This is a genomic window from Micropruina sp., assembly GCF_047606365.1.
In the GTDB taxonomy this organism is placed as follows: domain Bacteria; phylum Actinomycetota; class Actinomycetes; order Propionibacteriales; family Propionibacteriaceae; genus Micropruina.
Window position 1 is genome coordinate 1 of record NZ_JASGEN010000030.1, and the last position, 12,793, is coordinate 12,793.

11 protein-coding genes are annotated in these 12,793 nt (G+C 69.1%); 9 read left to right on the forward strand and 2 right to left on the reverse strand.

The genetic code is table 11. The annotated features are described in order from the left end of the window. From QM624_RS04160 to QM624_RS04200, 9 genes are all read left to right on the forward strand, one after another. Positions 1-1,762 (forward strand): glycogen/starch/alpha-glucan phosphorylase (locus QM624_RS04160; protein ID WP_415089033.1); only part of this gene is annotated, 1,762 nt, incomplete at its 5' end. Positions 1,763-1,881: 119 nt separating this feature from the next. After that, complete coding sequence (locus tag QM624_RS04165; RefSeq protein ID WP_415089035.1) at positions 1,882-3,633, forward strand: PQQ-binding-like beta-propeller repeat protein; 1,752 nt, start codon at positions 1,882-1,884, stop codon at positions 3,631-3,633. 66 nt (positions 3,634-3,699) lie between these two features. Then, positions 3,700-4,149: a hypothetical protein gene (locus QM624_RS04170; RefSeq protein ID WP_415089037.1), complete on the forward strand. Its 450-nt coding sequence runs from the start codon at positions 3,700-3,702 to the stop codon at positions 4,147-4,149. Continuing rightward, the gene (locus QM624_RS04175; RefSeq protein ID WP_415089039.1) at positions 4,149-5,264 is read left to right on the forward strand and encodes a sensor histidine kinase; all 1,116 of its coding nucleotides are present in this window, start codon (positions 4,149-4,151) and stop codon (positions 5,262-5,264) included. The genes QM624_RS04170 and QM624_RS04175 overlap by 1 nt, the downstream gene beginning before the upstream one ends. After that, entirely contained in the window at positions 5,261-5,908 is a 648-nt protein-coding gene (locus QM624_RS04180; protein ID WP_415089041.1) for a response regulator, read from the forward strand. Before QM624_RS04175 ends, QM624_RS04180 begins: the two co-directional genes overlap by 4 nt. Before the next feature lie 73 nt (positions 5,909-5,981). Beyond that, complete coding sequence (gene ppc, locus QM624_RS04185; RefSeq protein ID WP_415089043.1) at positions 5,982-8,741, forward strand: phosphoenolpyruvate carboxylase; 2,760 nt, start codon at positions 5,982-5,984, stop codon at positions 8,739-8,741. Between the two features lie 110 nt (positions 8,742-8,851). Next, the gene (locus QM624_RS04190) at positions 8,852-10,216 is read left to right on the forward strand and encodes a cation:dicarboxylate symporter family transporter (protein ID WP_415089045.1); all 1,365 of its coding nucleotides are present in this window, start codon (positions 8,852-8,854) and stop codon (positions 10,214-10,216) included. A gap of 73 nt (positions 10,217-10,289) precedes the next feature. Next, on the forward strand, positions 10,290-10,979 hold the full coding sequence (locus tag QM624_RS04195) for a FadR/GntR family transcriptional regulator (RefSeq protein WP_415089047.1): 690 nt from the start codon (positions 10,290-10,292) through the stop codon (positions 10,977-10,979). Positions 10,980-11,130: 151 nt separating this feature from the next. Next, positions 11,131-11,580: a hypothetical protein gene (locus QM624_RS04200; protein ID WP_415089049.1), complete on the forward strand. Its 450-nt coding sequence runs from the start codon at positions 11,131-11,133 to the stop codon at positions 11,578-11,580. A gap of 70 nt (positions 11,581-11,650) precedes the next feature. Here QM624_RS04200 and QM624_RS04205 read toward each other — a convergent pair whose 3' ends face one another. Together QM624_RS04205 and QM624_RS04210 are read right to left on the reverse strand one after the other, a co-directional pair. Further along, entirely contained in the window at positions 11,651-11,863 is a 213-nt protein-coding gene (locus tag QM624_RS04205) for a KTSC domain-containing protein (RefSeq protein ID WP_415089051.1), read from the reverse strand. A 9-nt stretch (positions 11,864-11,872) separates the two neighbouring features. After that, on the reverse strand, positions 11,873-12,793 hold the full coding sequence (locus QM624_RS04210) for a hypothetical protein (protein ID WP_415089053.1): 921 nt from the start codon (positions 12,791-12,793) through the stop codon (positions 11,873-11,875).

A 12,793-nucleotide genomic window follows, 5' to 3' on the forward strand; every position in this document is an offset into this window, starting at 1 on the left:
GAACACGCTGCGGCTGTGGAGCGCGCAGGCCACCCAGGCGTTCGACCTGAGCATCTTCAACGCCGGCGACTACGCCCAGGCCGTCCGGGCCCAGACCTTCGCCGAGAACATCTCCAAGGTGCTCTACCCCGAGGACTCCACCCCGCAGGGCAAGGAGCTGCGGCTGCAGCAGCAGTACTTCTTCGTGGCCTGTTCGCTGCGCGACTTCATCGACGGCCAGGGCCCCGATTTCGACCTGCACGACCTGCCCGAGAGGGTCATCTTCCAGCTCAACGACACCCACCCGGTGATCGCGGTGCCCGAACTGATGCGCATCCTGATCGACGAGCGCGGCTTCGAGTGGGAGGACGCCTGGGCGGTCACCTCGAAGTGCTTCGCCTACACCTGTCACACCCTGCTGCCCGAGGCGCTGGAGGTGTGGTCGGTCGACCTGCTCGGACGGCTGCTGCCGCGCCACCTGGAGATCATCTACAAGATCAACGAGGAGTTCCTCGACCTGGTCCGCGAGACCTGGCCGGACGACTACCTGCGGATGGGTCGAATGTCGATCATCGCCGAATACCCCGAGCGGGGCGTCCGGATGGCCTTCCTGGCCACCGTCGCCGGCATCAAGGTGAACGGCGTCGCCGCCCTGCACTCGCAATTGCTGCGCGACAAGGTGCTGAACGACTTCGCCGAACTGTGGCCGGACAAATTCACCAACGTCACCAACGGCGTCACGCCGCGCCGGTTCATGAAGCTGGCCAACCCCGACCTGTCGAACCTGATCACCGACGCGATCGGTTCGGGCTGGGTGACCGACCTGGAGCGGCTGCAGGAGCTGGCGCCGCTGGCCGAGGATCCCGAGTTCCGGGCGGCGTTCGCCAAGGCCAAGCAGGCCAACAAGATCCGGCTGCGTGACCGGCTGCGGGTGCGTGACGGCATCGAGCTGCCCACCGACCAGATGCTCGACGTGATGGTGAAGCGGCTGCACGAGTACAAGCGGCAGACCCTGAAGCTGCTGCACATCGTGTCGCTGTACGAGCAGATCGTCTCGGGCAAGGTGAAGGCGTCCGAGGTCACCCCGCGGAGCTTCGTCTTCGGCGCCAAGGCCGCCCCGGGCTACCGGATGGCGAAGCAGATCATCCACCTGATCAACGCCGTCGGCGCGAGCGTGAACAACGAGCCGCTGGTCGAGGGCCGGCTGAAGGTGTTCTTCCCGGCCAACTACAACGTGACGCTGGCCGAGCGGCTGATCCCGGCGGCCGACCTGAGCGAGCAGATCTCGCTGGCCGGCATGGAGGCGTCCGGCACCGGCAACATGAAGTTCGCCCTGAACGGCGCCCTCACCATCGGCACCGACGACGGCGCGAACGTCGAGATCCGCGAACTGGTCGGCGACGACAACTTCTTCCTGTTCGGCATGGACGAGCCGAAGGTCGCCGAACTGGGCGCCCGCGGCTACCAGCCGGGCGAGTACTACGAGTCGAACCCGCAACTGAAGGCCACCCTCGACCTGATCGCCTCCGGCCACTTCTCCGGCGGCGACCCGATGACCTTCGAGCCGGTGGTCTCCAACCTGGTGCACCACGACCGGTTCATGGCCCTGGCCGACTTCGGTTCCTACATCGAGGCCCAGCAGCGCGTCGACGCCCTCTACAGCGATCCGGAGGCCTGGACCCGCTCCGCGATCCTGAACGTCGCCCGCTGTGGCTTCTTCTCCTCCGACCGGTCGATGAAGGACTACATCAAGCGGATCTGGAACACCCCGCCGGCACTCTGAGCTGAGCAACGAGATCCCGGTGTTCCCAGGCGGACGCCGGGATCTCGACGTTTCGCCGGGCGAAGGCACGCCGCGTGGGGTTTCGGGACCACCAGCGAGCCGCGCCTACACTCGCGAACGTGCCTGTTACCTCCCGCAGCCCCCGTCGTCCCCTGCTCGGTCTCGCGATCGTCGGGGTGGCCGGCGCCCTGACGCTCAGCGCCTGCACCGCCCCGGACGTCTTCGTCGAGTCACCGCGACCGAACTCGCCGACGGCGTCCGCCTCGGCCTCGGTGAACCCGCAGACCGATCCGGCGAAGCTGCAGATACCGCTCGACACGCTGCCCGGTTGGACGGCACCCACGGCGCTGGGCGGCGGCAAGTTCAGCCGTGGTTTCGCCCCGGACGGCACCGTCACCTGGGAGCTGTTCAACGGCGACAACCAGCAGATCGCGAACTACACCCCGGCCGGCCCGGTGGCGTTCGGCGACCCGCAGACCTACACCAAGGTTCCCGGGGTGCTCACCTTCCGCGGCAACAACTACCGCAATGCGCCCGCCTACGGCACCGCCGACATCACCAACAAGAAGTTGGAGATCGCCTGGACCCACGACACCGGCGACGTCAAGGCCGAAGGCTCCTACTGGGCCGGCGCCGGCTGGACGGGCCAGCCGCTGATGGTCAACTGGCCGCAGCAGACCAAGGCGGCGATGGGCCTCGATCCGGCGCAGGTGCAGGACAAGAACTTCGTCGAGGTGATCTACCCGGTGGTCGACGGCAAGGTCTACCGGATGGATCTGGCCACGGGCAAGGACACCAAGCCGCCGATCGACACCGGCTTCGCCTTCAAGGGCACCGGCTCGGTCGACCCGCGCGGTTACCCGCTGCTCTACTCCGGGATGGGCCTCAACGAGAACGGTGACGTCAAGAACGGCACCTGGCGCTACCGGATCTTCGACCTGATCCAGAACAAGGAGGTCAGCGGCTGGAACGGCACCGACCCGTCCGCGCCGCGCGACTGGGGTGCCTTCGACTCCTCCGCGCTGGTCAACGCGGCCTCCGACACGCTGATGGAGCCGGCCGAGAACGGCCTGATCTACAAGGTGAAGCTGAACGCCAAATTCGACCCGGCCGGCAAGACGGTCAGCGTCGATCCGCAGTTCACCAAGCTGCGCTACGACACCGGCGACCCGAACGCCCGGCACGGCATCGAAGGCTCGGCGGCCGCCTACCGCAACCTGATGTACGCCCCCGACAACGACGGCAACATCATCTGCTGGGACGCCACCACGATGCAGGTCGTCTGGGTGTTCCCGACCGGTGACGACACCGACGCCACCATCGTGCTGGAGAACACCCCCGATGGCCCGTTCATCTACACCGGCAACGAGTTCGACAAGCGCGGCGAGGGCGACAACGGCGCGAAATCCGGCCCGGTCACCTTCCGCAAGATCAACGCGCTGACCGGCAAAGAGGTCTGGAAGTGGGAGATCAACGCCCAGTACAACGCGGTCAACGGCGGCATGATGGCCACCCCGGCGCTTGGGTTCGGCGACGTCTCCGACCTGGTCTTCGTCACCATGGCGCGGACGGCGTCGGAGAAGCAGGGTGACCTGGTGGCGCTGGACAAGAAGACCGGCCAGGTGGTGTGGCAGCGCACCATGGGCGCCTTCTCGTGGAGTTCCCCCTTACTGATCCAGGGTTCCGACGGCCACGTCTACGGCATCCAGGGCGACTCCAGCGGCCTGCTGCACCTGTTCGACCCGAACACCGGCAAGGACTTCTCGACGCTGCAACTGGAGAAGAACATCGAGGCCTCGCCCGCCGTCTACAACAACATGTTGGTGGTCGGTACCTACGCCAAGAAGCTGTACGGCATCCGGATTTCCTGACCCGGGGTATCACCGCCGCGGCGGCCGGACACCTGTGTGTCATCCGAGACGCACAGGAGTCCTCCCATGGCGAAGCAGGCGAAGAAGTTCTCCAAGGTCATCCGTGACCTCGAATCGATCATCGGCGCCCCGGTGCTCACCGGTCCTCGCGACGGCGAGCTGTCCGCACTGTTCGTGGTGCTGTTCGGACGGCTCGAGGGCGCCTCACGGCCTTCGGTGCTGGGCCGCGGCGAACTGGCGAGCAAGGAGTTGGTCCTCGCCGCTCCGGACGCCGCCGCCGCACTCCGCGACGGCGCCACGCCGACCTCGGTGGGCATCGCCTGGCTGTCCGGAGACACCCCGCACAGCCAGCTGCGCGCCGTCGGTGAGTTCGGTCCGCGGGACGGGGAGGTGGCCTCCGAAGCCGACATGTGGATGATCGAGCTGGCCACCCCGAGCACGGTGGGGCCCGTGACGAGCTTCGCCAACGGCTGGTGCATGCTGTTCCCGTGGCTCTCGATGTGCCATAAGAACTGATGTCCGCGTCGCTGCGCAGCCTGCTGGTGGTCGCCGCCGCGATCACGGTGGACCTGCTGTTCTGGGACGGCGAGGCCCGGCTGATCAGTGGCGGCCAGGTTCCGCTCTGGCTGCCGGTCAGTGTGACTGTCGTTGCACACGCGGCACTGTTCTGGCGGCGCAGCCGTCCGCTGGCGGTGTTCGGTGTGCAGTTCGCCTTTGCGATGGTCACCCTGGTGGTCCCGCTGTGGCAGCCGGTGGCTGGACTACTGGTGGCCACCTTCGCCATCGCCGCGCACTCCCGGTCGGCCACGGCCCGCTGGGGGTGGCTGGCCGCGGTGCCGCTGGTCACCCACTCGTACGTGCTGTCGGTCTCGGTGGACAGCAAGTGGATCGGCCTCTCCCAAGGGGTTCTGCTGTCGCTGATCGCCGGCGGGGTGGCGTGGGCGTCCGGACGGCGCGTCGCGCTGCGAAGCGAACGATTGCTGGCCTGGCAGGCCGATCAGGAGCGGTTGCGGATCGAGGCGAGCCACCACGAACGGCTGTCGCTGGCCCGGGAACTGCACGACGGGGTGGCGAACACGATCACCACGGTGCTGCTGCAGGCCGCCGCAGCCCGCTCCGCCGGAGTCACCGATCCGGGTGCGTTGCGCGGCATCGAATCCGCGGCGCGTCGCGCCATGGAGGAGATCCAGGCGACCCTCGGCCTGATGCCCCGCGAACCGTTGGCCGCCGGCGGGCCGCAGTTGGCCGATCTTCCCGCCCTCCTCGCGCTCGCCGCCGAGACCGGCTTGCAGGTCGACTTCGTCGAGACCGGACGCCGGGTCGAACTGCTCCCCGAGGCTCAGACCGCGATCTACCGGGCGGTCCAGGAGGGCATCACCAACACCCTGAAGTACGCGCCCACCGGTACCCGCTGCCGGGTCGCGCTGGCCTGGAGCGCCGACGAGCTGCGGGTGGACATCACCGACTTCCCGGCCCGTGCCGACGGCACCCCGCCCGCACTGCCGCCGACCGGGGGGCGCGGCCTGACCGGGCTGCGGGACCGGCTGGGCCGGCTGGGCGGCGCGTTGGAGGCCGAGGCCGACGACGACGGCTACCGGCTGGCCGCCCGGCTGCCGGTGGGCGTCCGATGATCCGGGTCGCGATCGTCGAGGACGACGCGCTGATCCGGGCCGGGGTCGCGGCCGTCCTGGGTGCCGAGGCCGACCTGAGCGTGGTCGGCCAGGGCGCGGACGGCGACGAGGCGGTCGCCCTGGTCGAAGCCTGCCGTCCGGACGTGCTGGTGATGGACATCCGGATGCCGCGGCTCGACGGAATCGAAGCCACCCGCGCCGTCTGCGCCACCGACGCCGCCCCGCCGGTGCTGCTGCTGACCACCTTCGACGGCGACCCGGACGTCGTAGCGGCCCTGCGCGCCGGCGCGGCCGGCTACGTGCTGAAGCGGCATCCGGACGACCTGGCTCCGGCGATCCGCCGGGTCGCCGAGGGCGAGGTGTGGCTCGATCCGGCTGTGGCGGGGCAGGTGCTGGCCGCGCTGGCGTCCCTGCCGGTGTCCGGGAGCCCCGGTGTGGTGGTGGCCGGCCTGACCGCCCGCGAGCGTGAGGTGCTGGCCCTGCTCGCCGAAGGGCTGAGCAACACCGAGTTGGCCGAACGGCTGTTCGTCGGCGTCGGCACCATCAAGACCCACATTTCGCGAATCCTGTTCAAGACGGGGTGCCGCGACCGGGCTCAGGCCACCGCGCTGGCCTTCACTTCGGGCCTGGTCGTCGTGCGCTGAGCCGGGCCGGAACCGCTACCCTGGGGTCGCCCGAGACAGCGTCGTCATCCGCCACCCGCACAAGGAGGGGCCCGTGACCGACGTCGCTGCCTTGCCCGGATTCCTCGACGAACCCGACGACGTCCGACTGCGCCGCGATATCCGGCGCCTCGGCGATCTGTTGGGCGAGACTCTGGCCCGCCAGGAATCCCCCGAACTCGTCGACCAGATCGAAGAGATCCGCCGGCTCTCCCGCGAGGCGCTGGCCGGTGACCGGAAGGCCCAGCAGGCCCTCACCCGGCGGCTGAACACCAGTGACCTGCCGACCGCGGTCAACCTGATCCGCGCCTTTCGCACCTACTTCCACCTGGCGAACATCGCCGAGCAGGTGGCCCGCATCCGCACCTTCGACGACCGTCCCGAGGGCACCGGCTGGCTGGCTCAGGCCATCGACCAGGTGGCCGACGAGTTGGGTGCGCCCGCGCTGACCACGGCACTGGCCAAACTGCAGGTGCGGCCGGTGTTCACCGCTCATCCGACCGAGGCGAGCCGCCGCACCACGCTGATCCAGCTGCGGCAGATCGGCGACGCCCTGCTGCAGGCCCCGGACGAGCTGAGCCCGCGCGCCGAACGGCTCCGCGATCGTGAACTGAAGCGGATCATCGAGACGCTGTGGCAGACCGACGAGCTGCGGGTCGACCAGCCCACCGTCGAGGACGAGGCCCGCAACGTACTGTTCTACGCTGCCGCGCTGATGGCCGACACCGTCCCGCAGCTGCTGGACGACCTGGCCGACGAGGTGGCCCAGCAGGGCGGTTTCCTGCCGGTCACCGCGGCCCCGTTGGCGCTCGGCAACTGGATCGGCGGTGACCGCGACGGCAACCCGAACGTGACCGCCGAGACGACGCTGCAGGTGCTCGACCGGCAGCATCTGGTCGGCATCGGGGTGCTGCTGTCCGAGCTGGACGGCGTGATCGGCGAGGTGTCCACGTCCGGACGGCTGCGCCGGATCAGCCCCGAGCTGCGGGCCAGCCTGGAGACCGATCTGGAGCTGCTGCCCGAACTCGACGAGCACGTCCGCCGGGTGCATGTCGAAGAGCCGTACCGGCTCAAGCTGCACTGCGTGCGGCAGAAGCTGGTGAACACCGCCCGCCGGATCCGCGACGACCAGCCGCACCGCCCCGGCCACGACTACCGGGGCAGCAGCCGGCTGCTGGCCGATCTGGAACTGGTCCGGGCCTCGCTGATCGCGAACTCGGCCGAACTGCTCGCCGGCGGACGCCTCACCCGGCTGATCCGCACGGTCAGCGCGTTCGGGCTCGGGGTGGCCACGATGGACGTCCGGGAGCATTCCGAGAAGCACCATCACGCGCTCGGCCAGCTGTTCGACCGGCTGGGCGAGCTGGGCGTCCCCTATGCGTCGCTGAATGCCGACGAGCGCTTCGAGGTGCTGTCCGCCGAGCTGGCGAAGCGTCGTCCGTTGGCCCCGGCACCGCCGCCACTGGACGCCGACGGCACCCGCACCTACACCACCTTCGAGGCGATCCGCGAGGCGCACGAACGGTTCGGCCCGGCCTGCATCGAGAGCTACATCGTGTCGATGACCCGGGGCGCCGACGACCTGCTGGCCGCCGTGCTGCTGGCCCGCCAAGCCCGCCTGGTCGACGTCACCGAGAACCTCGCCACGGTCGGTTTCGTGCCGCTGCTGGAGACCGTCACCGAGCTCCGGGCCGCCGGCGAGATCGTCGAGAAGCTGTTCGCCGACCCGTCGTACCGGGCCCTGGTGAAACTGCGCGGCGACGTCCAGGAAGTCATGCTGGGCTACTCCGATTCGAACAAGGACGCCGGCATCGCCACCAGCCAGTGGGAGATTCACCGGGCTCAGCGGGTGCTGCGCGATGTGGCGGCCGCGCACGGAATCCAGCTGCGGCTGTTCCACGGTCGCGGCGGCACCGTCGGCCGCGGCGGCGGCCCCACCCACGAGGCGATCCTGGCCCAGCCGTTCGGCTCGCTGCAGGGCGAGATCAAGGTGACCGAGCAGGGCGAGGTGATCTCGGACAAGTACACGCTGCCCGCGCTGGCCCGGGAGAACCTGGAGCTGACGCTGGCCGCCGTGCTGGAGGCCAGCACGCTGCACCTGAGTTCGCGGCAGAGCGCCGAGCAGCTGGCCCAGTGGGACGCTACCATGCAGACCGTCTCGGACGCCGCCTTCGTCTCGTACCGCTCGCTGGTGGAGCATCCCGACCTGCCGCCCTACTTCTGGCAGTCCACCCCGGTCGATCAGCTCGGCGCCCTGAAGCTTGGTTCGCGGCCGTCCAAGCGGCCCGACAGCGGCTCGGGTCTGGAGGGTTTGCGCGCCATTCCGTGGGTTTTCGGCTGGACGCAGACGCGGCAGATCGTGCCCGGCTGGTTCGGTGTCGGCAGCGGTCTGGACGCCGCCGTGGCCGCCGGCCTGGGCGATCAGCTCCAGGAGATGTACCAGCAGTGGCACTTCTTCCGGACCTTCGTCTCCAACGTGGAGATGACGCTGACCAAGACCCGGCTGGACGTCGCCCGGCACTATGTGGCGTCGCTGGTCGACCCGAAGCTGCACCACATCTTCGACCGGATCTCCGAGGAGCACGACCGGACGGTGGCGGCCATCCTGGCGATCACCGGTGAGGACGAGCTGCTCGACAACCAGCCGATCCTGAAGCGCACGCTGAGCGTCCGGGACGCCTACCTCGACCCGGTCAGCTACCTGCAGGTGGCGATGCTGGCCCGGCTGCGCGCCGGTGACCGCGATCCCCAGCTGGAGCGGGCCCTGCTGCTGGCCGTCAACGGCGTCGCCGCCGGCCTGCGCAACACCGGGTAGCGGGAAAGTGGTCAGACCGTAACGCGGCCGTGATTCGTCGCGCCGGGTCTCGTAACACCGTGGGAGTGGGCTGGTGCCGCACCATTCAGCCCCTCGAAGGAGACTCCCCCATGGCAACCTCGAAGACAGTAGAAGGGCTCTACGAGGTAGGGCCCGACCAGAAGCTCCAGGTGAAGCAGCCGATCTGGAAGTCGTTGTTCTTCCAGATCGGTGTGGCGATCGTTCTGGGCATCACCATCGGGGCCCTGTGGCCCGCCATCGGGTCTCAGCTGAAGCCGATCGGCGACGGCTTCATCCGGCTGATCAAGATGGTCATCGCGCCGATCATCTTCCTGGTCATCGTCACCGGCATCGCACACGTCGGCGACGTGAAGTCCGTCGGACGGGTGGGCGTGAAGGCGCTCGGCTACTTCCTGGCGGCGTCCACCTTCGCCCTGGCGTTCGGAATGCTGGTCGGCAACGTGGTGCGTCCGGGCGCCGGCCTGCACATCGATCCGGCCAGCCTGAACGGCGCCGACGTCGAGGCCAAGACCGGCGGCGGTTCGATCCCGGACGCCGCCACCTTCCTGCTGCACGTCATTCCCGAGAGCGTCATCCAGGCGTTCGCCGAGAACTCGCTGCTGCAGGTGCTGTTCTTCGCCGTCTTCTTCGGCGCCGCCATGGTGGTGCTGGGTCCTGAGAAGACCAAGCCGGTGATGGATTTCCTCAACGCCGCCCTGGACATCGTGTTCAAGATCATGGGCTGGATCATGCGGGTCTCCCCGCTCGGCGCGTTCGGCGCGATGGCGTTCATCATCGGCCAGTACGGCCTGGCCACGCTGGGTACCTACGCCATGCTGATCGCCGCCTGCTACGGCGCGGCACTGGTCTTCATCGGCCTGCTGTTCCTGATCGCCTGGTTCGTCGCCCGGGTGCCGCTGTGGGAATTCATCAAGTACGCCCGGTCCGAGTTCCTGCTGGCGCTGGGCACCGCCTCCACCGAGGCCGTCCTGCCCCGGATCATGACCAAGCTGACCAAATCGGGCAACCCGCGCTCGATCACCGGGCTGGTGGTGCCGACCGGATACTCGTTCAACCTGGACGGCGCCGCGATCTACCTGTCCATCTCCCTGCTGTTCCTGGCTCAGGCGTTCGGCATCGAGCTGACGCTGGGTCAGCAGCTGGCCGCGCTGGGCGTCCTGCTGCTCACCTCGAAGGGCATGGCCGGGGTGCCGGGCTCGTCGTTCCTGGCCCTGTCGGCGACCGCCACCGCGCTGGGCATCTTCCCGGTCGCCGGGGTGGCCCTGCTGCTGGGTGCCGACCGGCTGATGGATTCGATGCGGGTCTCGGTCAACCTGCTCGGCAACTGCGTCGCCACCTTCATCGTGTCCCGCTGGGAGAACCAGCTCGACTACGACCAGATGCGTGAGACGTTCGCCTCGGCGTCCGACACCGAGATCGAGACCATCCCGGCGCCCGCGCTGCAGTCCGCGTAACCGGGATGACAAGATGGGGGAGGCGGCGAGCGTCCGCCTCCCCCATCGCCAGCGGAAGGCGGGCCGACTTCGCATGTCTCGCGCGACCGTCGCCGACGAGATCGTCCGGCACATCGAGCGTCAGATCGTCACCGGCACCTTCGCCCCGGGCGATCGGCTGCCCGCGGAACGGACGTTGGCCGTCGAGTTGGCGGTCTCCCGGGCCGCGCTGCGGGAAGCGCTCAGCAAGCTGGAGGCGTCCGGCCTGATCGTCCGGCGGCACGGCAGCGGCACCCGGGTGACCCGCGAGGTGCCGTTGAGCGCCTCGCTGGCCGCCCGGCTAGAGCGGGCCAATGACGACTTCGAACATTCGGCGGAGTTCCGTGAGGTCATTGAGCCGCAGATGGCCCGGCTGGCCGCTCAGCGGATCACCGGCGAAGAGCTCGCCGAGTTGCGGGCGCTGCTGGACGCCGCCGCAGCCGACATCGACGCCGACGAGTCGCTGCGGCTCGACGTCGGCTTCCACACCGCGATCGCCCGCGCCTCGCGCAACCCGCTGCTCGGCTCCCTGGGGGAGCTGGTGGCGACCTGGACGGTCGAGGCCCGGGTCTATTCGCACCTGGCCGGCGACGGACGGCGCATCTCGCACGCCGGGCACACCCGCATCCTGACCGCGCTGGAGACCGGCGACGCCGACGCGGTGGCCGAGGCGATGGCGCAGCATCTGCGCGAGATCCGGGCCGTCATCGACCAGATGCGCGACGCGGACAGCCACAGCGACTGACCGCTGCCGGCCCACTGCCGTATGCCTGCGGACATACCTTCCGATCTCGCTCCCCCGGCAGACGCGTCACCCCTGGTCGGACGGCGAATCTTGGTGCACGGGGAACAGCCCCGGGGAATCAAGGCATCAGCCACTCGTGAAAGGAGTCGCCATGACTCTCACCAAGAACGTCCGTCGGATCGCCGCCGGAACCCTCGCCGCCGCCGCACTCGGCGTCGCAGCCGCCACCAACGCCCACGCGCACACCACGTCCGGCTGTACCGTCGAACCGCTGACGCCGATCTACTCCTACACCCAGTCCAACGGGGTGAAGGTGCTCAACTACCGGATCTCGGTCAGCTGCCAGTCCGGGCGTACCGCCTACATCACCCAGGAACGGTACGAGGAGGACGGCTGGCCCAACCCCGACGACCATGTCGGCACCAGCACCTTCTCGGCGCGCGGCGTCACCACGCTGAACAACTACCGCACCCTGGTCGACACCGAGTCCGGCCAGGAGGAGATGTACCAGCAGATCCGCTTCTACGTGCGCAGCGACAACGGTGTCACGTCGGGCTGGACCGGCTGGCACAAGTCCGCCGTCCGCTCGTTCTACAACTGATCCGGCCTCGGCCCCAGTTGCGCAGTTCCCACGTCGATCGCCCCGCCCACCGGCGGGGCGATCGTGCGTCTCAGTCCAGCCGGCGGTAGTCGTGCTGCAGCACCCGCTCGCGCCATTCGGTCCACGGGTGGGCGGAGTGGGTCAGCCCCTGGTACACCTCCGGGTCGACATCGAGGTAGTCGTAGCGGCCACCGCTGCGGAAGACCAGCCGCAGCGTGCGACTGTCGGCGTCGTAGCCGATCTCGCTGACCGCCTTGGACGTCCACAGCCGGGTCATCTCCATGTCCCAGTCCTACATCAACTCGGGCAGCGAACCGGCCAACTGCTCCCAGCCCTCGTGCACGCCGCGTTCCACGATGCCGAATTGGGAGATCATCGCGACCCTGCGGTCGGTGTCGTCGTACAACTCCAGGGACGAGGTGGGCCCGTGCGGTCCGTGCAACCGCAGCAGCAGGCAGTGCTGCACGTCCGCCGGACGGATCTCGAGAATCGCCTCCTCGGTGCCGACCGCCACGACGCCGGCGGCATGAGCCACCGACTGCACGGTGTTCTGCACCGCATGCATGGCGGCGTCGGAGAACACCGCGATGCCCAACGGCAGCCCGACCGCGCAGGCATGCTCGAACACGTCGACGACCGCGCCCGGCTCGATGTGCCGGTGCGGCAGGAACGGCGTCCGGTTGGTGGTCCAGGTGAGCAGGTCGTCGATGCGTTGCAGCTGGTCGGGCAGCTCGGTGCCGCTGGTGCCGTCCGGATATACCTCCGGTCGCGGGCCCGGCAGGCCGCCGTCGAGCTGGACCAGTCCCTCGATCACCAGCCGGTCCTGGGGCAGCAGCGGATGGCAGCGATGTACCGGACGTCCGTCGGCGCCGCACAATCTGAGCTCGGGCACCGGAGCTTCTCCGGGCTCGGCGTGGGGCGGCTCGATCAGCATGGCGCCGGTCAGGGCGTCCGGATCCAGCCGGAGCGACACCCAGCCGGGCTGCACCCGGAACGGTCCGCCGGGCACGCCCGGGTCGGCGTAGGCCGCCACCTGGGTGAGCCGGGCCACCTGGTTCTCGGTGATGGCTGCCGGGTGTTCGAGGAGTGCCAGCGTGCGCAGCACGTCGTCCATCGCCACCGAGAGCCGCCGCAGCGAGCAGCCGTGCTCGCAGCGTCCGGCGCGGCAAGCCGGGGTTTGCCCCTCGGGGTTGGGGGGCATCGGGTCAGTCAT